This window comes from Candidatus Hepatobacter penaei, assembly GCF_000742475.1.
Classification (GTDB): Bacteria; Pseudomonadota; Alphaproteobacteria; order Holosporales; family Hepatobacteraceae; genus Hepatobacter; species Hepatobacter penaei.
Window position 1 is genome coordinate 352,334 of record NZ_JQAJ01000002.1, and the last position, 23,838, is coordinate 376,171.

Genomic DNA, 23,838 nt, shown 5'->3' on the forward strand with positions numbered 1-23,838 from the left:
TATCAGGGGCGTTTTTATTGCAAAACGTCTTCTAACGAACGCCCAGAGCCCAAGTATACCATGTTAATAGCCAAAACGCCATCGCGTTTTTCGCGTTGTTGATAATCAGCAAAACGATGATAGGTGGCGACCCCCTCTTCAAGCGTTTCTGCTGTGGGCAGGCATGACCTCAGTCCTTCAGCCTCAAGCATGGTGCGGAAGGTTGCATAAAGTCGCAACCCTAACACCTTGCAAAACGTTGTGTCTGAACGGTCTTTTTTCACACAAAAAGCCAGGATATCCCCTGGCCTCATGGTTTGGTACTTTTCTTTATTCAACCGCCCTTCGACTGTTTTTTGCTTATTTCGTATAAGTTCAACATAGGCCCTCTCAAGATGAAGGGTGTGTATCCTGCTTTGCATCAAGGGTTAATAAGGGAGATCTGCCATGCAAGGACCCCATATTTTTTTTGGTCTTCTAAGGAGTAAATCTTGCAATAAGCGTCCCAAGCTTCTTTTGCTGTCTTGCTTTCAGGAACACATTGTTGAAAGCTGTGTTTGCGTAGCATGTCCCCAAAATCTTTATAGGAAAAAACGTTTTCTACACGACATAAAACACCTTGAGATGGATTTTGTGGGTGAAACAAGAGTGTTTCCCCTTTTTGAACATTGAGTTTTTGAAAATGGGGTTTATTAAGACGCCCTTCAATGGTTTTTTTGCCGGATCGGATGGCATTAATATAAATTTTTTTCAGCGTACATTCTTTATCCCAAGTTTTTTTCACATGTTGAGAAACACGCCTTTGAAATGGTTTTCTATTTCTATATTTTTTATACACGCCGTGCTCATTGTGCCACGGCTTTGTGTGACGTGGGTAAGAAAAGGTGGTATCGTCACACCGGTTACGAGAAGGCATTGCCCACGCTCCACATACATGACCCACCATCAATAACATTCCCAAACAACGCATCAACATAACATACATAATTTATCAATCCTCTCTATCTGAATATAATTTTTTAAAAACAAGTAGGTGCTCGGTGCCGAGAGGAAACGCATCCCCTTGCGGCCAAGAACAACCCGGGTTTTCAAAGCCCTTGTGTTCAAAAAAACGAATGACGTCTCCTTTTCTGTCGCCTGCAGCCTCAGAGGCAGTCAGGTGCATGCTGGAAGCATTCGCTTTGATGGCTTGCTTTTTGGCTTCTTGAATTAATGCTGTGCCAACCCCCTTTCCTTTATTTTGTTCGGGATTGATAACAAAAAGGGCTTTAATTTCCAAGCTATTTTTTACTGAAAATTTCTCATATTCATTGTTGGGTTCTTTTTTGAATACTAAAATGCCCATGGGGTCATCTTGAGCATTCATCAAAAGTTTGCAGCTCCTATCTTCACTTGATGCAATTTTTTTAAGCGCTTGGGTTTGATCCTTATAAAGGGGTTGAATTGTATCGCGAAAGGCTTGATTCACTGTCTGGAAGTGGGGGCTGTGGCCTGTGATCTCTAAAAATCTGTAACATGGATGAGGTAATGCGCGAAGAGCAGGGACACCCGATGATGTGAGGCATGCAGCAACATGCATGAAAAACAATACAAACCATAACGATCCTTTATTCATAAAAAAACTCAAAAAAAACAAAATAATCAAAAAAAATAAAGTTATATATAAATCAAAATTAAGTCAATTTTTATTTAACAAAGAAGATCGTATTTTTTGTATTTATTGATTTTTCTTGTGGGCCCTGATATCCAAAGGCATCTATCGAACAGATCATAAAAGGAACCCGAAGGGTCAAGGCAATGTTTGCGTGATATACAATCTTACAAGACATAGAAGCTAAAAAGGGTCTATGATGACCGTGCTGATCACAGGGGGGACAGGGTTTATTGGCAGGGCTGTGTGCCATGCACTGAAAGCCCATAAAAAAAATGTCGTGATTCTGACGCGCACACCAAAAGCTGTGCAATCAGGCGAGCGCGCTGTGGCTTCTCTTGATGAGATTGCCGACACCGAAACGTTAGAGGGCATCATCAATCTTGCGGGTGCACCCATTAACCAACGATGGACCAAGGCCTACAAAAAAACGCTGTTGCACAGCCGTGTGGGCACCACAGCCAATGTGATTTCTCTCATCACGCGGCTCAAGACAAAACCTGCCTTTTTGATTAGCGCTTCGGCTGTGGGGTATTATGGCCCTCAACCTGCCACACACAAAACCACCGAAGACACCCCCCCACAAGAAAGTTTCACCCACACTCTCTGTCACGCGTGGGAAACAAAAGCGCGCGAAGCTGAAGCATTGGGCGTGCGGACGTGCCTTGTGCGATTGGGCGTTGTGCTTGAAAAAGGCGGGGGTATTTTTAAAGAGTTGCACGGCCTTTACCAATGGTGTTTAGGGGGCCGCATCGGGTCAGGCACGCAAGGGCTGCCCTGGATTCACCGTGATGATGTGGTGCGCGCCCTTTTTTTTCTTATGGAAAATGCCAAGATGCAAGGGGCCTATAACCTCACAGCGCCAGAGGTGACGTCGCAACAAACCTTTTCTCAAACTTTGGGCCGCGTGCTCGGACGGCCCACCTTGATGCCTTTGCCGGCATGCGTGGTGCGCTTGTTGTTTGGGGAGATGGGGCAAGAGCTTTTATTACATGGCGCTTATGTTTACCCTGAAAAATTGCTGAAAGCAGGTTTCACGTTTACCCATCCACGCCTTCACGATGCCCTCAAAGCGATTGTGGACAAACAAGATGAGCCGCGTCTTGGTTCCTGACCTTACCGAAAGCCAGATCGCTTAGGAACCATGAAAAAAGCCCCCTTTCTTATGTTGTTGTGGAGGGAGAGTGACGTGCACACGGTATGTCCCTTCTTTTTCCTGGGGCGCCTTATGGAAAATCATTTCTATGCGACCTTGTGGAAAAAGATAGGTCACGTCATGTGTGAGTATGCGACGCAGGCGCACCGGGGTATCTAGGGTGACAGATAAGCTGAACATGTTATCATTCAGGCGCTGATAGCCATAATTTTGGTAATATCTCAGCATATACTCATTGAGATTGTTATTGTAAATTCTCACAATCACTTGGGCGTCGCTGATGCGCGAAGAGATCTCATCGAAATCCTTACCAGTTTTGAGAACATCCAAGGGTGGGTAAGCTGCCCATAAAAACCCTATCAGCGTCAAGGTAATTCCGCCGCTCACGAGGGATACAATGAAGATGGATCTCATATTTGCTGTGCCCAATGTTTTTTGATGATTCTTGAAAAGGACAAAAAACAAGATGGCTATTCCCCAGAGGGTAACCATGGCTGCCTCTGATGCAACAAACCCCATTACAAACCCGATCCAAAGGCCTGCCAAGAGAAAAAGGATCCTTAAAAGAATCCAAACATACGTTTGCCGCTTAATGATTTTTGGATGCACTTGCAGGGCATAGTGTTCAAACATAAGTGCAGCCATGAGCGCCACATATCCTAAAAGAGGACCCGTTAACAGATAAAAGGGGGAAAGAATTGCTCTTTGTGTGATCAAAAGCACGACAATTGCAAACGTCTGTTCTAAAAACATCCCCAGCGTCACCAGCAGCGTGGTCGTCAAAAGCAGCAAGGTCAGCCAAGCGGTGATCGGGGAGATTGTTGTGGCGCCGGGCAGCTCTTTGTTCATGGCTTTTCTTGACTCAAGTTTTTTTTGTCTATTTTAGAATTTTATTTTTAATTTTTAGCAAATATATATCTTTTTAAGATTAAAAAAGTTATGTCAAAGCGTCCGAAATACCCTTACCTACTCTTTCTCGGCACATGCTTTCTTCTGGCTTCTTATACGCATCTTGTGTACGCTTGCACGTGTATCCAATGAGGTCAGGACAGACCTTAAGGGCTTGTACGATCTTATCTCAGTGCTGCTGTCTTCAGGCATGGTTCAACCTCTTGATTTTTTTTGCCGGTATGTCAATAATTTTTATGTTCATTTTGAGAGGGGTGTGTGTAATGAAAAAGATAGGGATGGTACTGATCGTTTTAGGAGGTTGGGCCTCTTTTTGCGGCGCTTCAAAACCTGATGGGATGGAGGGAGAAGCTTCCATCACACCGGCAGGTGCCAGAAGGGCATCATCTGGCGAAACCTCCTCTGCACAATCATTACCTGCACGCCCTTCAGGCGGTGGGCCTTGTGCGGCAGAATCTCCTCGATATATTTAGACCTCAGCAAGACTTCATGCTAACTCTAGAAGTTTTTTATGAAACAGAAAACTACCGCAAAAGGCAGGTTATCGAAAGGCATTTTGAAGGGGTGCTTCGAAAACGAACCACCCCCCATTTCAGATTTGTTAGGCCAAAATTGCCAACAATAGAAGGGATAGCACAAATATTGCTACGCTCTTTTGTATTAGCTTACGAGATAATATCCTTTAGCCGTGTTGCAGTATACCTTGTAAAGTAATCGTGCGACCTCGAAAAAAAGTCAAGGAAGGGAACCTTACCTTTTTCATTCACATCATATTCAGGCAATGTGATGAGGCTTTTGCACGCATTCTCATCCAAATTAAGGTTCTTAAACATCATACTCACGGCACTGGGCAATTCCTTTGCATCTAAACTATCTGATTTATCTTTATCCTCTCTGTAATAGGCCTGATACACGCCTTCATCGATAATAAAATCAGTCAGGGAGCTTAAATGTTCAATTTCTTCCCTAATTTCGGGAGCTATTGATAGCCTCAGCTCTTCAGCAATCTCTACCGCTTTAGAAGAAAACTCTTTCTGAGTGACTAACCCATCACCATTGACATCAAATTTTGTGATCAACTCTTCCGGCGAGAATTTATTGGGCAGACTCATGTCTTGACGCACCTTGTCAAAGGCAGTCCCAATTTCATTTGTATCCAAGGTACCATTACCATCTTTATCTGCTTCCAAAAAATAACGAAGAGAGCGTATACCTACATTGACGAATGTCATAGGCGCTGTTAGATGCATCAAGGTCTCAGGTGCAGGGGCTGGTCCTGGAGGTGGGGGGGGGGAGGTACACATAATCCGTTTTGCTGTGCACTGGCTAAGCTCATGAGAAAAGACAGAGCTAATAGTGTTTGTTTTTTCATTTTTGACTCCTTGGTTTTTTGAAATTTAAAAGACAAAAACACTCCTAAAAATAAAATTTAATAAATATAATTTGTCAAATTTAATTTTCAATGAGGCAATATTTCTTTTTTTACAGAAAATGTGTAGATGTGCCAATGTTAACAAAGCCACCTATCTATGATAATTTCTTAACTATCTTGTATTTTGGAGGTTTTTAAGATGGATCAGCTTTTGTACCCCTTATCACACACGTTTTTAACAGCCACATTGTCCTTGTGATTGAAAAGTTCAAGAAGAGGGGTGCCCGTCTAAAGGTGCCATTTACCCCCTTTTTGGCGGGGTACTTTACGTGATGCGCACAGGGATTTCGTGGCAAGATCTTTCCCCCTGTTTTGGGAACTGTCACACGGTGTATAAACGGTTCAAGCGCTGAAGTGAGAATGGCTTTTCCTGGATACCATGATTTTGCAGCAGCTGCGCCAGCTCTTTCAGGATCATAAGCGGCGTCTTGAGCAAGAAAAAAGGGGACGCTAAAGAAAAGAAAGCCACACCCTAGCGCCTTATCATCTGGGTTTATTTATCGATTTATAAGTTGTTTTTTTGACGATAAAAAGGCTTATTCTTACGCAAAACAACCAGGGGAGAAAAGGTACCGTATTTTGTTTGTGAGACTATGTTTTGTTTTATGTATGTGTTTGTTTGATGATATTCCTGTAGTGAAAGGGCACCCTGTGGTGCGTGACACAGATGTTGAATCCTCTCTTTCCACACATATCCAAGAGGTTTTGACGCACAGATCTTCTGACTTGGCGGTTGTGAAGAAAAATCGCTTTGCAGAAAAAGACACCTTTATTTACAAATATGCGTGGGAGGGCCAGGCGTATATCCTCAAAGAAACACCTCCCTACTGTTCGGATGAAAAAGGGCTCGCAGCGATTGCCCGTCTACGGACACATGTGCGTCAAGGGGGGATCCCCATCCCTGAGCTTGTGTTATCTCAAGGTGTGAAAGTCCGCGGCAACCGTTATCTTGTGGAAACCTTTATTCAAGGAGATCCATGGTCTGCGTGCGAGGAAAAAACAAAACAGATGGCGCATGTGCTCGGGCGTTTTCATACTTTTTTACACATGGCGGGGAAGTCGGCGCAAGACGAGTTTGAAAAGGGCCTCAAAAAACAAAGCCTTTTTGACCTTGCGCGCCTTATGGTGACCATTGTGCCTGACCGCATAGACCAAACAGTCTGGTCTTGCAACCAAAAAACGTTAGCGCCTTTGTTAGCCACATGGAAGGAGCGCCTGGATACCTTAGAGAGCACCGCCCTAAAAAATGGATATAACGACATACGCATAGCCATTCATGGAGATTATAACCCCACAAATGTGTTGTTTGATGCGCAAAAAAACGTGGTGGGCGTGATTGATTTTGATGATTGTTGTCTGGATAATCCTATACACGATGTTGGCACCGCTCTGCTGCACATGCATTGCTTTACCTTCAACCCATCTGCGCCTTTCTTGGCAGAGGATTCTGATGCAGAGCAGCAAGCCAAAAGGCATGCGCAGCTGTTCTTAGAAAATTATGTGAGCACTTCTTTTGTAAAGCGTGAAGAGATCAGGCCTTATGTAAAAGAGGTGGTTGAGACTGTGGCAATACAGCTTGCCGCCTTGTATCTCATCAAGGGGGTTTACACAGATTTTTCAAACCTTACGTCTCTGGTTGATCATGTGGGTCGGGCGACAGCTATTGTGAATGAAGTGTGTGATTCCTTTACAAAGATTTGAGGGGGGTATAAAGCGTGACAGGCTTTTCCCCTTTGGCTGAGCATGCACGTACTGACCAAGGCATGCCGGGTTTTTCCGGTGCGGGGGTGAACGCATAAAGGGCCGCATTGTGGATGGGGCAACCCATGTGCTGATAAATCATGCCGAGTGCGTGAAATGTGCCTCCGTGTGCCACGATCAAAGGCTCGGTATCATGGGTATGTTTTGTAAGAATAGAGTGAAGGGCCGCATAGGTTCTTTGAATGAATTGCTGGTTAGATTCTCCTCCCGGAGGCACTTGATTTTTATCAAGCGCAGCTTTCACGCGATCCCACTTTTGCCCTTCCCAAGCACCAAAATGAAACTCGTTTAATGCGGGACGCTCGATGGTGTGACAGTTTTGTGCAGATGCGAGCATGTGCGCTGTGTGAAGTGTGCGTGTTAAGGCGCTATGATAGATCATCTTGATGTTCTGGGGTAGAATCTTGGCAACATCATGGGCTTGTGTCATACCTTTGGCTGTGAGGGGGCTATCTAAAAAACCGCATGCTAATTGTTGCGTATTGGCCTCTGTTTCGGGATGGCGCATAAGATAAAAAGGCGTCAGGGGCAACATAGGTTCCCCTCTTGCTTGAGCGTTTCTAAGAGGCTTAGCACATCTGTGGCATTCTGATTTTCTGTGTGCTCGAAAAGAGCAGACGTTTCCTGATCGTGGTTTTTGCGCAAACAGGGGTTCGTCAGAAGAAAGGTGATGTCTTTGGCTGAGAACCCTTTCTTGGCAAGGCAATGCCCGAAAGAAGTTTGGCTCGTTTTGATAGCATCAAAGAAGATATTGATATGACGCAGGGCTTCCAGTGGCCCGGGAGAAATGTGGATCATGTTGTGTGCGACATTCACCTCCAACAAACTAAGGGGTTTTCTATACTCAAAAAGCTTGCGCCGTAAAGATCCCAGGGTAGCCTGTTTGGGGTCAATACCTCCGACGAAATGGTTGCGTAAGGTATCCCATGGGTGATTCGATGAACAAAGAAAAGCAATGAGTGTGCCGCCTAAGGGGGTGAGAGAAGAAAGTAAAAAAGGATAAAAAGCGTTTAAACAAAGAAGGGGTTTGTCTTCAAAAAGTGTTTGAAACCCATAGACTCCGGAGCCCAGTTTGTGAGTGGTGTGGTGATCTGTCATCTTCCTTAAGAGGGAAGGCGTCAGATCTGAGAAGTGTTCAAGCAGTTGATGTCCGCCAAGCACATGATCTATATCTTGTGTAAATTGTTGCGCTATGGCGTTTTTTACTTTCTCCGAACAGGCGCACAGCCCTTCACGAGAGACGTTGTCCAACGTTTCATAATTGCGTTCAATCAAGCCTCTTTGTTGAAGAAACGCTCCCGAAAAAACGCGCGCTGCCTGAATGTGTATATCCCAATCCCGATAATGCTCATGGATTGCCTCAAGAATTTCACAAAGAGAACCCGAGGTGTGCAAAAGGTCTGGCTTGAGAAAGGTGACAAACTGGTGCGCCTTATCACTGAGGCCCTCATACGGTTTAACAGATGTTGCCACCAAACGTTTTGGAAAGGCATGCACATGGTGAATAAGTTTTAAAAAACGCTGAATCATAAGTTCATAGATGGCTGAAAACCAAAGGGCACGCGTGCTTTTTTGAACTTATGGGGTGCCTTGCGAAGGTGGCAATATAATACCTGCACTTTGGATCTGCTCTTTTTCACGCTCTGTGTAATGCGCAGGAATGAGGCATGGCTCAGTCGGCAAAGGCTGACGGGTTATTTTACGCAAACGTTCTACAAACTCCGGGGGCGAAATCTTTGCGGCGTCGATTTTGGAAAGCTCCTCAAATGACATCCATTGGACTGTGCACCTATCTTTTTTTTCTTGCATATCAAAGCCTTGTGTTCCTACTGTGAATGGCTTCTTTTCCTGAATATAATAAAAAAAATTTTTATTCAGGCACCAATAAGCGCTCCCATCTTTTTTTCGTTGAACAACTTTCTCATAATACCAAACAGGCCTTTCTGGCGTCTCGGAGAGGTGATGCCCTGTTTCCTCCTTGACTTCCCGAATCAAGGTTTCGCTATCTTGCTCTCTATCCTGAACGGTTCCTCCTATTGTGAAATACAAATCCACTTCAGGGTTATGCATCATGAGAATAGATTCATCTTTTGGACAATAAAAAACGGCGCGCGCAGCTCGACACTCAGGCAGCACATCATCTGCCACACATATCTCCATAAGACCAAGTACCGAAAAGAGACACTGTATCGCTTTTTCTACCACTGTGTGACCCCCTTAATAATTATTTTTTCCGTGAGATCACCAATGTTTTGAAGGCCTCTTTGAATCATACTTTTGACGGCGGCTTCATACTGTTTTTGATGGCGTGCCCAATCTTGGATGAGAATGCATACCTGGTCTGCATCTTGAATGGGCTTACCTTTGCGCGTACTCAAAATAACCGTATTTGAAAGACCTGTTGCGGCATGAATATCTTGCGCCAATTGAATAGCCAAAATGCCATATAGCTTGCCTGTATGATCCACAGGATTTTTTCCACAAGATGCTTCAATGCTCATGGGGCAACAGGGGGTAATCAAACCATTGGCTCGATTTCCACGACCCACAACGCCTACATCACCTGTGTCCGCAACCGAACCTGTGACCGTTAGATAAAGCCGTCTTTCTGTGGGGCTTTTGGTTGTATTGACTTCTACGTTGACCGAAATCTGAAAGCGCTCTTTGACAAAATTTTTAATAGCAACCTCAGCAGCTTCAACACGTTTTACATAGGTTGAATAATTTGGAATCAGCTCGGCAATAAAGGGTAAATTCACCTGGAGATGGATGGTGTCTAATCGATGGGTGCCTACAATTTTGATGTCATACCCTGTATCGGGAAAGAGCTTTTTAAAGGCACCGCGTGTCATTTCCCATTCTGTTTTCAACACAATGTTTTCTAACAAACTTAACGGCGCATACCCTACACATACATTACAGTCATTAGAAACACGGCCTTCGGCATCTAAAGAGATGAGGTCATCCTCTGATGCTGGGCGGTAACGGCCACTTGTCCGGCCGGGGTCGACGTAATCTACAATGCGCACTTCTGTGCGTAGATGTTTGCTTGGATCAAAACCTCTCAGCACAGAGGAGAGAACCTTCGCTGCCGCTGTATGCAAAATGTCTTCTAACGGAATTTCTTGCTTGCCGACCCTGTGTGCACCCTTTCCCGCAAATAAAACGGTGTAGGGATGCATTAAGATTCCTTTTCCAAAATCAATGTCTGACTGACCACCCAAAAGCATCACTTTATCAAACCAATGATGGGCTATTTTACCAAATTGTTCTAAGCAATAGGCAGCATAATCTCGAGAAGCTTGTTCAGCAATAGCATCACAAAGGGTGTCGGGGTGCCCAATGCCCTTACGTTCGACAATTTCAAAGGGAAGTTTTTGTTCAGGACGTGTTTCTATGGTGAGTGCATACATATATTTATTTCCCTTAAGCAGCTTGTTGTTGTGGGTGTGTGGCAAAAAGATCAAAGGATCGAAACGTATCCTCTTCATTCATAAGGACGGGAGGATTTTTAAACAGGTACGCACAAGCTTCTTGAATGATGCCTCCGCGTTGCTGATCCAAGGCATACTTTGCGGCTCTGATGGCATTCAACCCAACATCAGCAGAGTTAGGGCTATCTTCCACCTTGAGCTTACACTCTAAAGAAAAAGGCATGCCCAAGAGGCCTTCTCCTTCCATATAAATGTGGCCAATCTTAAAATCGTTTAAGAAGGGAATATGATCACTTGGTCCCACGCCAAGCGCAACGTCATTTTCCAAGAGGTGTCTCAGTGCATTCTCTTTTGTAAACTTTTTTCCCTTGGCGCGATCGGGATTGCGCATGTTTTTGAAATCTGTATTGCCCCCGATGTTCAATTGATAGGAGCGATCAATCTGAACGCCTTTGCGCTGCAAAAGGTCAATCAACGCACGATGAATGGCTGTTGAGCCAATCTGGCTTTTCATATCATCACCCAACAAAGGTAAGCCAGCTTCTTCAAAGCGTTTTTGAAATGCGGGGCATGTTCCAATGCGGGCAGGCATACAATTTACAAATGCGCACCCTGCACGTAGCGCGGCTTCCGCATAAAAAGCAGCAGCCTTTTGAGCTCCCACAGGAAGATAGCAAACGACCACCTCTGCTTTGGCGCTTTTCAATACATGAACAACCTGATCAAAATCCACATCCTGGGTTGCGGGGCTCATATGCACCACATCTCGCATATGGTCACTCACACCATCTAAAAGAGGTCCTGCGTGAACAGTGACATGCTGGGGGGGCACATCGACATAGCGTGTTGTGCAATTGGGCTCTGCAAAAATCGCCGTTCCTAAGTCTTGACCAACCTTGCGTTCATCCACATCAAAAGCAGCAACGAAAGAAATATCCTGCGCTTTATACGGGCCGATCATTTCATGGGAAATACCCAAAAGATCTCCACGCGTGCGGGCATTTTCTACGACCTGAAGAAGACTTGAGCAACAATTTCCAATGCCTAAAACAGCTAATCTAATTGACATCAATCTATAACCAAATTTAACTAATAATGACTAGATAGTGACTTTATTTTCATTAAAAAGCAATCACTTAAAAAGAAAAATACTTTATAATGCATTTTTAGATATTTTATATCGGTATTGTTGTTTGTAATTTTTTTGTGAGTGTTTTGATGGTAAAAGGTTTTGGTTTTTTCTTGATGTTTGTTTTTGCATTAGACTCAGGTTTTGCAACAGAAGATGTGGATATTCATGATCTTGCGGTGCACCAAATGAGCTGGTTAAGCGGTATGAATGACTATTTAGAGGTGTGCTCACCTTTGCCGGAGTATCTTAAAACACTCCAGTCTAACCATGGCACGTACTTTTCCTTTGATGATGACGAAGAGGGACTTTGTTCTTGTGACTCTGGCTATTCAAGTCCAACTTCAGATGATATGTTGGGTGAGGGTGTCTCTACCCCAGGGTATATTCCTTGGCTTGAAAACGCAGACAAACCACAAGCTAAGATTTACAAAGATATTGAAAAGCGAGCTTCAACTGTGGCCAAGGAGGGGCTTTGTCACATAGAGGATCAAGAGATACGTTATAATGGGGCGGCGGTTCATGCCTACCCTGCGAAGGCATTAGAGGGTTCTTCTTCAAGGACTACTCTTAAGGCAAGCATGTATGTGATGACGGCAAAGAAAGGACTGATCCTTGTGCCAGAAAGCCTTAAAGATAAACCGTCTCCTGATAATATCCTTAACACTCACTCTGCCTTTCTTTTGGATCAACCTGTCACATGTGCGGGGTATATCCGCATACAGGCGGGCAAAATAGTTTCTATTGATAACAAAAGTGGACATTACGCGCCAACAATAAAGCACTTGCATCAAGCTATTCAGTACCTTGCTAAAGAGGGTGTGTTAGCAGGAGATTGTTGTGTCAGGTATAAAAACGCAGAAGGTGTTGAGCAGAAAGATGAGGTGAAAACTTTTCTCGATGCAGGTGTTCAAGATGTGAGCGCGTCAGATCCAGATGCATACCAACGCTATCACGCTGTTCATACGTTACTCAAAGATGGAGCAGTGATCGATGTAGATAAGATTGATGATGACTTCATTCTTTGTGTGAAAGAAAAGATCAAGAAAGTGTCAAGAGGATTCCGTATGTCAACGTCCCTTTCTTTCACGGAGGATGAGGATCTTTTCTTGTGGGATATGTTTAGCGGCTATCCCGTTTCTCCTGGCACGGAGGTCTTTTCAAATGCACAACAAGCTGGTTGGCAGTTGGATAAAGACCTCGCCTCTTTGGTGGTGGGTGTTGGATAAAAAGGTGCTGCGACGTTATTGAGCCGTATATCCACCATCAACACACACATTATCTCCGGTGATAAAACGTGCTTTATTTGATGCCAGAAAGAGGATAGCTTCTGCCACTTCATGGGGATCGCCCGTGCGTTTCAGCATGTGCTTTCCCCCGATGTCGGGATCATGATCAGCTTGGGCACGATTCATCTTCAAGGTCTCACGATGGAACCGCTCATTAGATTCAGTCCAAATGGTGCCCGGGCTTACAGCATTCACACGAATATTATCCTTAGCAAGATCCAGTGCCATACAACGTGTCATACTTAAAACAGCGCCCTTAGTTGCTGAGTAGGTCACAAAATGGGGTTGCGCAATCAGAGCTGATATGGAGCAAATATTAACGATGGCGCCCCCGCCGATTTCTTTCATGGAGGGGACAACATGTTTCGCGCACAAGGCATAACCGGCAATCCCCACGCGGCACACCTGCTCCCAATCTTGGGGGGTGGCCTCCACGCCTTTCATAATGAAGCATGCTGCGCCATTCACCAACACGGATATAGGACCGAAGGTTTGCATGGCCTGCTGGACCATTTGTTGAACGCTCGACTCACACCCTGTATCTGTGGGGATAAAAAGGCAGTTGTCCTTTTCGCGTGCAAGCTCTTTTTGTGCGCGTTGACCTGCTTCTTGCACTATATCAGCCATCACAACACGTGCATTTTTTTCCAAAAAAGCTTTCACTGTTGCAAGCCCAATCCCATTCGCCCCTCCTGTTACAATAACCGTTTGATCAGAAAACATAAAAACAACCTTTTTTATTAAAAAATATTCTGTATTGGTTTTTATCATCGTATTTTTGGTAAAAAAAGAGAAAAAGTTGCCCATGTTTGTTTCGTCACATATACGCACAACGCTGTTAAGTGGTTGTATATGCGTGCAATCGGTATTAGCAACGGCCCTTTATTTACCTGCCTTGACCACCATTACGCAAGAGTTTGCCCTGTCAGATGCCATGGGACAATACTCGATAACGGCCTTCATCTTAGCCCAAACCATCGTGCCTTTGTTGTTGAGCCATGTTTCTGATCGATGGGGCTTGAAACGCATGATTAGCCTATCAATAGGGATATTCTCGCTTGTCTCGTGGATGGGGGGGGTCATTTTTTCTGGTCATATGTTGCTTTTATGTCGGTTTTTACAAGGGGGTATGATCCAAACAGCCGTGTCTTTAGGATACGCAACGCTCCGAGCCACCATGAGCCCTCAAGCGACAATCAAAGCTCTTTCCTATATTGCCCTCGCTCAATCGGGTGCCTATGCGTTGGCACCTATTGTGGGTGGCTTGATAAGCAGTCATTGGCATTGGTCTATAAATTTTTACTGCATGGGTTTTTTGAGCATGCTCTTATTAAGTGTCATTCGGTTCTATCCTGTGGAGACGCCTGAAGCTGTTGTTCCTTTCACATTTGCAAGCATGAAAAAAGTGATCACCGACCGCTCCTTTTTATTTTTTTCACACACAGTGGCCACGTCTCACCTTTGTACCATTGCTTTTTTCACACTCGCACCCTTTTATTTTTTCTCTATCGGGTGTTCTCCTGTGATGGTGGGGTTTTATATCGGACTGACCTCCCTAGGCTATACATGTGGATCTTTTTTACTTAGATGGCTATCCCACCGCACCAAAGACATCTTCCTTCTCTTCATCGGTTGGGGGGCATGTATCAGTGCGGGGATGTTGACGATCGCTGCCTATTGTTCATCCTATACCATCGAAGGCATCGTGGCCATGCAATGTCTTTTTGCTTTCGGGAAGGCTTTTCTCATTCCTGTGGGCCAAACAAAAGCTCTTTATCATTTTCAGAAAGATAGAGCCAAAGCCGCCTCTCTTTATAATTTTATTGTGACCGGCATGCCCATAGGGGGCTCTCTCTTAGGTACCCTCGTTTCCTCAAAGGGGATCCCCCTCTTTCTGGGGGGGCTGATGGCCGGGGTGTCTGTGATCAATCTATCTTTTTTTTGTTTACGCATGAGACGGCGTCTTTCACATTAATAAAAGGGACCGTCAAAAGCCCATGTGTCGATGGTCGGTGAAAGCTGACACCAGTCTAAGGCTTGAGCATCTCTGAAAAAGCCTCCGGTTGGACCACCATCTGGGAGTGTCGCGGCCCACACAATGCCAGCAGCACCTTCTTCTGGAGAGCGTACGGCGTTTTTACCACCCATTTTTGTTCGCACCCATCCAGGGCAAACGGCGTTGATCAGAATATTTGGTGCCTGGCAGCTATCTGCAACCATCAAGGTTAATGCGTTAAGGGCAACTTTGGAAAGACGGTAAAAAATGGCCCGTCGGTCCATCTCGGCGAAACGTCCCATGCCACTCGAGACATTAACAATCCGACCAAAATTGTGCTGCTTCATCATAGGCAGAAACATTTTCATAAGCCTCAGGGGGCCATATAAATTGACGTCTAGCGTTTGGGTTAAAAGGGATGGATCCATGTTAAGGAAGTCGGGATATGCTCCTTCCTGAGGTCCATCTAAGTAAACACCTGCGTTGTTGATGAGTACATCTAAGCGACCATAAGAAGTCATCGTTTCATCAACAAGGTTTTGGATACTTTTTTCTGAGGTTACATCCAAAGAAACGGCACGTACGCGAGCGCCTTCTTTGGCAAAGGTGTTGGTAAGGGGGGCGAGGTGAAGAGAGTTACGTCCTGCACAAAGGACGTGATAGCCCTTGTGGGCAAGTTGCTTACAAATCTCTTGACCAATACCTCCAGTGCCGCCGGTTACTAACGCAACGCGCGATGAGTCTGTCATGTCATGATTCCTTTGTTAATGTTCTTTCTCTTTTTTATACAATCTTATGGATCTATTTTATCCATGATAGAAATAAAAAGATAAGCCATCTATACGCATAGGCTCATCCAAGACATGGCGCCACAAAGGAAAGGGGGGATCTTTCATGGAAAAATGCACGTCTTTTTTGCCTGCCAGATTGAGCGCGCTGTACGTTTAAAAACCCTTTATTTAAGAAGCTTTCACCCTTCTCCTTTAGACTTTATTCATTGAGCGGTGTGAAAAAAACTCAGCTCAACCTCTGTTAACCATATGTCGTGTGCTGAGAAGAAAATGAAAAAAATCATCGCGTTGAGCGTTTTGTGCATATGTCTTCCTTTTTATGCCCTGTCCAAACCGGCTACTGAAATCACGAAAAAGAAGAATCAGGCGGTGCGTCACGATTTGCCTCTCCAGGATAAAAAAGACATGAACAATGTCACGAGGGGCTTCATAGCCACGCTTCCAGAAAGGGACATTAAAGACAGTGCAGGCCATGTGGTGTACAGCATGAAGGCTTTTGATTTTATTCAAGGCAAGGCTCCTGACACGGTCAATCCGAGCCTATGGAGACAAAGTAACCTGCTTGCCAAAGATGGGCTTTTTGAGGTGGGTAACGGCATCTATCAGATTCGCTCTTTTGATATTGCAAACATGACATTTATACGCGGTAAAACAGGTTGGATCGTTGTGGATACGCTTCTATCTACTGAAACAGCCATGGCGGGATTTAATTTGTTAAGAAAGCATGTGGCTAATCTCCCGATTTCTGCCGTTATTATCACGCACTCTCATGCTGATCATTTTGGTGGCATCAAGGGGTTGGTGGATCCCAAAGACGTTAAATTGGGTAAGGTTAAACTCATTGCGCCAAAAGATTTTTTTATTGAATCTGTGAATGAAAATTTGATGGCAGGCAATCACATGAGCCGCCGTGCATCCTATATGTACGGCAACCTTCTTGACAAGTCGCCACAAGGAAACGTTGGAGCAGGTCTAGGCCAAACACTTTCAACCGGAACACTGACTATTTTAGAGCCCAATGAAACAGTCAAAGACACGCCAACTGAATTGATTGTGGACGGTATAAAAATGCTCTTTTTCTATACGCCTGCTGCAGAAGCGCCATCAGAAATGATGTTTTACATACCCGCCAAAAAAGCCATGTGCCAAGCGGAGGAAATCAATCATACACTGCATAACCTCTATTCATTGCGTGGTGCGCAAATTCGCAATGGTTTAAAGTGGTCAAAATATATTCACAAAATCATTGAAGATTATGGTCAAGATGTAGAAATTTCCTTTGGTTCTCACCATTGGCCCACATGGGGCAATCAAGAAATCCTTTCCTTTTGGAAAGGGCAACGCGACACCTACCGTTATATTCATGATGAAGTACTGCGTTTGGCCAACCATGGTGGCACCATGATTGAAATTGCCGAAGCCGTTAAGCTTCCTGAAAGCCTTGCCAAATCTTTTGCAAACCGCGGTTATTATGGCTCTGTGAATCACAACGCTAAGGCGCAATATCAACTTTATTACGGTTTCTTCTCAGGAAACCCTGCAGAGCTCCATCCTCTTCCCCCCGTCGAGGCTGGTAAGAAATTTGTTGAGTACATGGGCGGCGCAGATGCTGTGATTCGCAAAGCGAGGCGTGATTTTGATAAGGGTGAATACCGCTGGGTTGCAACGGCCCTCAACCATGTGGTGTTTGCGGATCCTCAAAACAAGGCGGCAAAAGAACTGCTTGCCGATACATACGAACAAATGGGATATCAGGCAGAAAGCGGTCCATGGCGGAATTTCTATCTAAGTGGTGCCAAAGAATTGCGGGAAGGGGTCAAAGCTGTTGCCGCCACCAACACTGCGTCGCCAGACATGGTGCGCAATCTCACGCTCGAAGCTTATTTAGATTATTTGGCTGTACGCCTCAACCACCCCAAAGCAGCGGGTCTTAACATGACGTTTAATGTAATGACACCAGACACAGGCGACGTATTTGTTTTGTACATTGAAAATGGCGTTCTCAACTACTCTATTGGAAAGCAGGTCAAGCATGCAGATGCCACGGTGATACTTGATCGAAAAGTTCTTGATGACATCAATCTTGGGCAACTCACTGTGCAAAAAGCTGTCCAAGAAGATCGCGTTCACATAGAAGGAGATCGTGATCAATTTGCACACTTCATTTCGCTGCTCGATCATTTTGACTTCTGGTTTAACATTGTGACCCCTGGTAAGAAGCTTTCAACATTCTAGGTGTTCACAATGTGCGCCATAGAGGGAAAACGATCTTTCAAAACACGGTTGCATCATCGTGACGCAAATATTTCCGCACCGAAACAAAGCGCTTATCCGCGCTTTGTGTGATTCTCAAAGGAACGTTGTGTGTTTTATGGATGGGGGCTTCTTCAACAATCATGTGCTCAAGGCCCCTTATATACTTTTAGGTGGAATGAAGGGGTGCTCCTTTCACCATGTGATGTTTCTTTTTTTGATCAACGAGAACGGTGAAGGTTTTACATCCCTTCTTTTTCTTATTTTCATCTGTTGTACGATAGCCTAGCGCCTCACTTGGTGAGGTTCCGTTTGAAAAGAGACACAAAGAGAAAATGTATCTACAGACAAGACCTTGTACGTTATGGGTGCGTAACGATCCTGATCAAGTTCACCCCAAAAACCCAAATCGCTCAATTTTTGTGTAAGCGCTTTGTGGTCATCGTAATATTTTTCAATTTCATGAGGAATCTTTTGATCAACCAAGGTAAGGGATTTGATTTCTTTACGGGCTTGCATCATCAGGGAAGGGTGCGCATGAATCATGGTGACAGTAATGCCGGCAACCACGCCAATCGCTGTAACCGTCACGACACAAAAGCTATAGCCGCGAGACATCAAAAAGAGGGGGGCCCGTGTTTGAATATAAACATACGCAAAACTGATGAAGAGCAAAAAAAAGGTTGTGCTTGTGAGGAGAAGGCTGGCCTCATGCGTTTTTCCACTTAAAAAAGCATGGAAGATGGCGATCAGATCCACGCAAAAAATAGCAACGTTCATGCCAAAAAAAAGCGCAAGCCACGTATAGCGCACAGTGTTACGAAAAAGATCCATCCGCTCTTTCAGGCGCCATCTTTGGTAAAAATCTGCCACCAAAAAGCAAGCCGCAAACACGAGACCCAAGGACAAATAATCTGCATACTCAGCTTTAAAGTCACCCAATAAGAAGGGCTTCATAGGCAAGTGAAATGTATCCTCGATGGCAAAGTGCAGGAGTGAAACCAAGCTATAGCACGCGCAAAACAAGAAAAATAGGGTTAAAAATTGTAGGAAGAAAAAGAAAGAGGGAGCCTCCTTTTTATGCATGTTCTGATCCATCTGCTTCCTCCTTGACTTCTTTTATACTGTCCTGTTGGGCTTAACTTTTGGCGTTTTTGCCTACAATAGATATAAATAGTGAACAAAAAGTCAATTTTACAAAGTATTCTTTGCCTAAACATAGATCTCGAGTTTCTTTAAGATTGTCCAGGAAACATTATGCAGACATGGGTTTGCGTTTGCTATTGGGAATCTTCGCACTCTTTGCGAGATATGCGTAACACACGGGCAGCCTCTTCTTCAGACATGCCGTCTTCTATAAGGCGCGCTGCGGCTTCTCGAAGGCCTGCCTCATGCCCTTTTTGGAGCCAGCGGGCATACCGCGCCCTTAAGTAGACATCCATCTCTTCCATTTGAATGCCGAACTCTCTGAGATCAGCCTTCGTGATGTTTTGAGGTCGTAACGTGTTATAGGTCTGATAAAGGGGGCCGCTAGGCGTGCCATAGACTTCTTCTATAAACGGTACATCACGATAACGTGGGAATCTGTGTTTCACAGAGGTTTTCAAACGACCATCCTTTAAAAAGAACAAACAACGATCAAGATCAGTCTCTAAAGCCTCAGCCGGTTTATCAAAGTTAGCAAGCGTGACCACCGTGAGTGTCGATGGATAACTGGCCTTAAATCCCACTTCTGGGTGTGATTTGTGGCGTAGTTCAAACGTGTTAATAATGTCAGGAAAATGCTCAGCGTCCATCAACTGATTGCTCACAACAATGGAATGAACATCCCGCACTTTGTTTTCAAAGCCTTTGCTAAGGTTTTTCTTCAGAAGTGTCTTGTTTAAATTGCCGTCAGGTAGTTGTTCCAGCACAAAGGGCATGTCCAAATTGCTTTCAAACCGGGCATGTTGCATGCGAATATGGTCAGGATAATAGTCAAAAAATTCATTCTGCATCTCGATCAAACAAAATCGATCCTTCTTATCACGCGCCACCACATCCACCATAAAATTCTTACCTACAGGTGATATGCTTAACATTTCTGTGTTGATAAACTCGAATTCCTCCAAGGCATCATCACCTTCAAAGCCCAAAAATGCATTGGCAAATACGCGATATGCCTCAGGAATAGAGCCAATACTTCGTTTAAAAGACCAATCAATACATGGATTAATGATTGTGATGATCTCATCATCACGTTCTTTGTTGACACGCGTATGTGTGTGAAACGAACGAACGTGAGAAAAGGGGGAAGAGGGCGTGCATGACAGTCTGGATGACTGAAGAGGCAAGGCCTGCAAAGGCACTTGTACGTCTGTATCTCACCACAAAAATAGCCCTGCACCTACGCGCTCCACCAATATATTTTGTGTGGCGGGTTCCAAAGACCCTGCGATACCATCGCGCAACCACATAGGCAGCGCGCTCTTACGCATAGACGCAACATGTCCACGCACAGATGTCATTTTACCACTTGCAGACGTAAACGTCTCTATATTCAGACCTCGCCCAGCCATCCCATGGGAGATAGAACAAGGTCCTGCAAAAAATGCCAAAAAGGATGCCATATAAGCTGCTACCCGTCATGCATTCAAAGCGCAATGCAGGTGATATCCCATCAGATGTGCCAATCGACACGCAAACGCCTGGCATGCACACAATCGGCCAAGCATATACCCCCCAGACAAAAGCTGCCGTTCCAACGTCAAGCCTGCCATGCCTATATCGAAAAACTGACAAAGTCAAGACAATTTTGTCAAAAATTTTACCAACCCCCATAAGGCGTTGGGATCAATGCCCCTATGCTTTGTAGGCAAATGAGCGTGTGAGTACTCAGAATCGTCCTTGAGTATGTATATTTTATGTTTTTTGTCAAAAAAGCAATATTGTTGACATAATCATCTGATAGTGTCACATCAACTCGGTCAATTTATTGTCTGTGGAGGCTTTTTTGATGACGCGTCTATTAACATATATCGTTCTATGTGCGGCTGTTTTGTGGAACATAAGTGCTCACGCTGTCTTCACTCTTTCTGAAGAAGATGCAACCACATATCCCCAAACGGCAAAGATGTTGCCCGCGTTCATAGAGACGCTGGAAGAACCGATGAAAAAGATGTGTGCGTTTTTGGATAACGAAATAAGCGCATTAGAATCAATGGGCAAAGAGGTGTTTCCAAAAGGGAATCCCACACTGTCATCCGGCGCCTTCTATACAAAACTTTTGCAAGACTGTTCTGGTAAGGGATCTGCTGAGAATCAGGGCCATTGTCAGGCTATAAACAAGGCCTTTTCAAGCGACCCGGGGGGGCAGGAATTTTTGGGTTTCTATCATTTTATCGAGTACATGAAGACAACCAAAACGTGCGTTGCGGCTATACCAGATCTTCTTTATGAGATGTCCAAATGGTTTGAGGATAACAACAAACTTGCACAGATTCAGCTGGAAGATTTTTGTGCTTGTGAAAGTTTTTTTTTCAGACCCTTCTGCTGAAGAAATTGCCCTGAGCCAGAACATCTCTCAAAGGGTCAAACCTGAGTTTTCAGAGGAGGTTTTGGCTGAAGGTTCTTCTTTTCTCTGGCCTTCTGACAAAAGTGCGTTTAGGTCTCATTTGGAGGCAAAAGGTCTTTCTTGTGAAAAGTTTCAAAATACAAACAAGGCCGCCCTTGGTCTAGTTTATCATTTTTTTACACGTCAGGTTTTTGAGCCGTTTGTTGAGCACACAAAAAAGGATAGCAGCAGCGTCAGAAGAGAGTGAACTTAGGAATGTGTTTATCATCAGAAAAGGGCGGTGTGGTAGGGCTTTAATAGTGCACCCTTTTCATTGAGGGGGCTCAAACACTCTGCATTGTAAACAATGTTCTTTATTGACAAAAAAATATATTGTTTTGTTTTTGAGATGCAAAAAATGAAGCAATTTCTTTCTACCGTCTCTCTTTTCCTTGCGAGTCACACAGTCTCTATGGCGGCTGTGCCAGGCGATGGGCCTCATGACGATGCGTCTGGCCTGTCATCCGCAATAACCACGGCGTCTCAGGATGATACCTCGCCATGGCGTGCTATTCTCATGGCAAAACGTCGCCGCGCCCCTAAGGACTGGTCTGAGATGAAGCAGATCAAAGCGTGTGCCGCCGGTCTACGCATCACTTGGGGGCTGCGCAAAAAAAGATTAAGCTCTGCAGAAGAGGAAGCCCCCCCCAAAGAGGAGTGCGCCCCCTTCTATTCTTTTGATGGCACGATCATTCACATGGGTCTTCCCTCTGTCTCTCCAAATTTGGTTACGCTCGATGTAGACAAAGAACCTCTTCTCAAAGAGGCCATGGCCGCACAGAAATGGAGCACCTTTTATGATGCCATCCGCAATTTTACAATGGATCAGCATGGCCCAGGTGGCGAAAATGAGGCCGATTTTTACATATCTCTGTCCCTTCAGTCCCCCTATTTTCTGCCAAATGCCTCTCTCAAGGGTGTGGGTGAATGCTTCGCCTACCAGGTCTCACCTGGTGTAGATTGGCAAGCTCTCAAATTACCTGATGTTGAAGACTACATATTCGAAAATGCAGGCGTCATATGGAGTCTCCCTTATGCATCATACATGCAATTTACGAAAACAACCTACGTGCTCACGTACCAAAACATCCGTCCTCTGCCAAGAAGAGGAAGGCGTTGTCCCACAACACTTTTCCACGCCGGAAACAATGAGCAAACGATTGAGGTAGAGAGAAGCCAACCTTATCTTTTACGGCTCGGCTTTTGGGACGATATCCTCGATGATCATCCCTTCTTGATTCCCCAAGGGCATCAAAAACCTTTTCGTTTTACTTTTTTCCCAAGCGATGGTCAGGCGAAGGGTGCACCTGAAATCCAGGGCCCTTGCCAAGCGAATACCCACAATACACAAAAACGCACACTGTGTGATCTGCCGCCCGGGTTGATTCAAGGGTACATCATATCCTACTTAGATCTTGGGAGCCTTGTGCAGCTCCGACAAACATGCACGTATATGCGCGATTGCGTTGATGAAGTGGCGCGCGATGCCTTCGTGTATTCCCCCGCACTGTTCTCTTGGAAATCCAAAGATACCTATCAATCCGTCACCAGGACCATCTTAGGAAATAACCCCATGCACCTGACCTGTGGCTTCTTGAGTCCCCATGGAATCTTAAGAAGGGAAGAACCGCTCACTGTCGAGATTGAAGTGCGCCATATTCCTATCTTGAATATAGGGTCCATCTTTTGTAGCGTCTCAGATCTCACCCTGCTCATCAAAGCAGGCGCATCAGAAACACCGTTTGCCAAGGTCACCGGCCTGTTTTGTGCTGATTATGGGGAGCTCAACTGCAACCAATATATCGCTGCCATCTCTGGCATCGTGGATGAGAACATCCGTCGCTATTTCAGGCTCACGCAGCAACATCGCGCAGAGCGTGAGGCGGCGGAACAAGCGTCCATTCACCTTGCCAGCACACATCTTGATGGAGACATGAAAGGTAACCCCGAGGCTGGGCCCTGCACGTAAGTTGCCACGAAATGTTCATTTTTTCTCCCCATATATTCCCCAATTTGTTTTGAGAGTTTGAGGATGTTCCGGAAACCCAGGTTCAGCATGGTGCCGGATTAGGGATCGACACCTGTGAACACACCGGCGTAATAAAATCTGACACTAGATTCTGTCCAAAAAGCCAGTCTCCTTTTTGAGTCAAATCATCTGTGTCAAAATAAGAAGGCGTGTTGTCTCGGTATTTCACCATAAACGTAGCTTTCGATTTCAATCCTCACGCTGCATAAAAAGAGGACAGGGATTCTTCACACGCCAGCGATGTTTTAGCAACATCTTCCGCCTGTGCTTCTTCTAAAACAGCTTGCATTCAAGATCCGCCTATACCGATATTTTCATACCCCTTGCGCACCACAAGGTCATGGATATAGCTCACGGTATCGATCTGTTTCACAAGGAGTTTGGACCTCAAGTCTTCCCATGTGTTATGCTTCTCAGATGTCGTGCCACGATTCCAC

General features: G+C 44.9%; 21 protein-coding genes and 1 pseudogene. 7 read left to right on the forward strand and 15 right to left on the reverse strand.

Translation table 11 applies throughout. The annotated features are described in order from the left end of the window. Positions 1 to 14: 14 nt before the first annotated feature. The 3 genes from IG82_RS0103920 to IG82_RS0103930 form a co-directional block, all read right to left on the reverse strand. Positions 15 to 401 carry an ASCH domain-containing protein gene (locus IG82_RS0103920; RefSeq protein WP_052545687.1) on the reverse strand — a complete coding sequence of 129 codons (387 nt, stop codon included), beginning with the start codon at positions 399 to 401 and terminating at the stop codon, positions 15 to 17. Further along, on the reverse strand, positions 401 to 763 hold the full coding sequence (locus IG82_RS07205) for an ASCH domain-containing protein (protein WP_172642884.1): 363 nt from the start codon (positions 761 to 763) through the stop codon (positions 401 to 403). Before IG82_RS07205 ends, IG82_RS0103920 begins: the two co-directional genes overlap by 1 nt. 207 nt (positions 764 to 970) lie before the next feature. Beyond that, positions 971 to 1,447, reverse strand: a complete 477-nt coding sequence (locus IG82_RS0103930) for a GNAT family N-acetyltransferase (protein WP_172642885.1) — start codon at positions 1,445 to 1,447, stop codon at positions 971 to 973. A gap of 379 nt (positions 1,448 to 1,826) precedes the next feature. Here IG82_RS0103930 and IG82_RS0103935 point away from each other — a divergent pair, with 379 nt between their 5' ends. Further along, complete coding sequence (locus IG82_RS0103935) at positions 1,827 to 2,744, forward strand: TIGR01777 family oxidoreductase (protein WP_082192056.1); 918 nt, start codon at positions 1,827 to 1,829, stop codon at positions 2,742 to 2,744. 21 nt (positions 2,745 to 2,765) lie between these two features. Here IG82_RS0103935 and IG82_RS0103940 read toward each other — a convergent pair whose 3' ends face one another. Then, positions 2,766 to 3,635 carry a hypothetical protein gene (locus tag IG82_RS0103940; protein ID WP_156095361.1) on the reverse strand — a complete coding sequence of 290 codons (870 nt, stop codon included), beginning with the start codon at positions 3,633 to 3,635 and terminating at the stop codon, positions 2,766 to 2,768. 725 nt (positions 3,636 to 4,360) lie between these two features. Beyond that, a complete protein-coding gene (locus tag IG82_RS0103965) occupies positions 4,361 to 4,927 on the reverse strand; it encodes an EF-hand domain-containing protein (RefSeq protein ID WP_172642886.1) in 567 nt (188 codons plus the stop codon). Between the two features lie 451 nt (positions 4,928 to 5,378). Here IG82_RS0103965 and IG82_RS07405 point away from each other — a divergent pair. Next, a pseudogene (locus tag IG82_RS07405) lies at positions 5,379 to 5,471 on the forward strand (transposase); the annotation flags it as partial. On the opposite strand, the gene IG82_RS07175 reads toward IG82_RS07405, so the two are convergent. Next, positions 5,450 to 5,596: a hypothetical protein gene (locus tag IG82_RS07175; protein ID WP_156095364.1), complete on the reverse strand. Its 147-nt coding sequence runs from the start codon at positions 5,594 to 5,596 to the stop codon at positions 5,450 to 5,452. The pseudogene IG82_RS07405 and the gene IG82_RS07175 overlap by 22 nt on opposite strands. Before the next feature lie 182 nt (positions 5,597 to 5,778). Between IG82_RS07175 and IG82_RS0103980 the strand changes: the two genes are divergently transcribed. Beyond that, positions 5,779 to 6,828, forward strand: coding sequence for a phosphotransferase enzyme family protein (locus IG82_RS0103980; RefSeq protein WP_168338467.1), 1,050 nt, complete (start codon positions 5,779 to 5,781; stop codon positions 6,826 to 6,828). On the opposite strand, the gene IG82_RS06955 is transcribed toward IG82_RS0103980, so the two are convergent. From IG82_RS06955 to IG82_RS0104005, 5 genes are read right to left on the reverse strand one after another with little or no spacing between them, the layout of a single operon-like run. Then, positions 6,815 to 7,423, reverse strand: a complete 609-nt coding sequence (locus IG82_RS06955; protein WP_052545688.1) for a histidine phosphatase family protein — start codon at positions 7,421 to 7,423, stop codon at positions 6,815 to 6,817. The genes IG82_RS0103980 and IG82_RS06955 overlap by 14 nt on opposite strands. Continuing rightward, positions 7,411 to 8,418 (reverse strand): hypothetical protein, encoded by a 1,008-nt coding sequence (locus IG82_RS0103990; RefSeq protein ID WP_031934297.1) that lies wholly within the window; start codon positions 8,416 to 8,418, stop codon positions 7,411 to 7,413. The genes IG82_RS06955 and IG82_RS0103990 overlap by 13 nt, the downstream gene beginning before the upstream one ends. A 48-nt stretch (positions 8,419 to 8,466) precedes the next feature. Continuing rightward, positions 8,467 to 9,093: an NUDIX domain-containing protein gene (locus IG82_RS0103995; RefSeq protein ID WP_156095365.1), complete on the reverse strand. Its 627-nt coding sequence runs from the start codon at positions 9,091 to 9,093 to the stop codon at positions 8,467 to 8,469. Beyond that, entirely contained in the window at positions 9,087 to 10,355 is a 1,269-nt protein-coding gene (locus IG82_RS0104000; RefSeq protein WP_216476142.1) for a methionine adenosyltransferase, read from the reverse strand. The genes IG82_RS0103995 and IG82_RS0104000 overlap by 7 nt, the downstream gene beginning before the upstream one ends. Beyond that, the gene (locus tag IG82_RS0104005; RefSeq protein WP_082192059.1) at positions 10,315 to 11,391 is read right to left on the reverse strand and encodes an inositol-3-phosphate synthase; all 1,077 of its coding nucleotides are present in this window, start codon (positions 11,389 to 11,391) and stop codon (positions 10,315 to 10,317) included. The genes IG82_RS0104000 and IG82_RS0104005 overlap by 41 nt, the downstream gene beginning before the upstream one ends. A gap of 173 nt (positions 11,392 to 11,564) precedes the next feature. Between IG82_RS0104005 and IG82_RS0104010 the strand changes: the two genes are divergently transcribed. Next, complete coding sequence (locus IG82_RS0104010) at positions 11,565 to 12,680, forward strand: hypothetical protein (protein WP_135957835.1); 1,116 nt, start codon at positions 11,565 to 11,567, stop codon at positions 12,678 to 12,680. Positions 12,681 to 12,695: 15 nt separating this feature from the next. Here the strand turns inward: IG82_RS0104010 and IG82_RS0104015 are convergent, their stop codons facing one another. After that, the gene (locus tag IG82_RS0104015; protein ID WP_031934302.1) at positions 12,696 to 13,463 is read right to left on the reverse strand and encodes an SDR family NAD(P)-dependent oxidoreductase; all 768 of its coding nucleotides are present in this window, start codon (positions 13,461 to 13,463) and stop codon (positions 12,696 to 12,698) included. An 82-nt stretch (positions 13,464 to 13,545) separates the two neighbouring features. Between IG82_RS0104015 and IG82_RS0104020 the strand changes: the two genes are divergently transcribed. Continuing rightward, positions 13,546 to 14,715 carry an MFS transporter gene (locus tag IG82_RS0104020; protein ID WP_156095366.1) on the forward strand — a complete coding sequence of 390 codons (1,170 nt, stop codon included), beginning with the start codon at positions 13,546 to 13,548 and terminating at the stop codon, positions 14,713 to 14,715. On the opposite strand, the gene IG82_RS0104025 is transcribed toward IG82_RS0104020, so the two are convergent. Beyond that, entirely contained in the window at positions 14,712 to 15,485 is a 774-nt protein-coding gene (locus IG82_RS0104025) for an SDR family NAD(P)-dependent oxidoreductase (protein WP_052545691.1), read from the reverse strand. The two genes, IG82_RS0104020 and IG82_RS0104025, sit on opposite strands and share 4 nt — an antisense overlap. A gap of 312 nt (positions 15,486 to 15,797) precedes the next feature. On the opposite strand from IG82_RS0104025, the gene IG82_RS0104040 reads away from it, so the two are divergent. Next, on the forward strand, positions 15,798 to 17,762 hold the full coding sequence (locus IG82_RS0104040) for an alkyl/aryl-sulfatase (RefSeq protein ID WP_031934305.1): 1,965 nt from the start codon (positions 15,798 to 15,800) through the stop codon (positions 17,760 to 17,762). A 303-nt stretch (positions 17,763 to 18,065) separates the two neighbouring features. Here IG82_RS0104040 and IG82_RS0104055 read toward each other — a convergent pair whose 3' ends face one another. Beyond that, positions 18,066 to 18,737 (reverse strand): hypothetical protein, encoded by a 672-nt coding sequence (locus IG82_RS0104055; RefSeq protein ID WP_172642887.1) that lies wholly within the window; start codon positions 18,735 to 18,737, stop codon positions 18,066 to 18,068. 323 nt (positions 18,738 to 19,060) lie between these two features. Next, positions 19,061 to 20,122, reverse strand: coding sequence for a hypothetical protein (locus IG82_RS0104060; RefSeq protein WP_156095368.1), 1,062 nt, complete (start codon positions 20,120 to 20,122; stop codon positions 19,061 to 19,063). Positions 20,123 to 21,730: 1,608 nt separating this feature from the next. Here IG82_RS0104060 and IG82_RS06655 point away from each other — a divergent pair. Continuing rightward, positions 21,731 to 23,341 carry an F-box protein gene (locus IG82_RS06655; RefSeq protein WP_172642888.1) on the forward strand — a complete coding sequence of 537 codons (1,611 nt, stop codon included), beginning with the start codon at positions 21,731 to 21,733 and terminating at the stop codon, positions 23,339 to 23,341. Positions 23,342 to 23,838 lie beyond the last annotated feature (497 nt).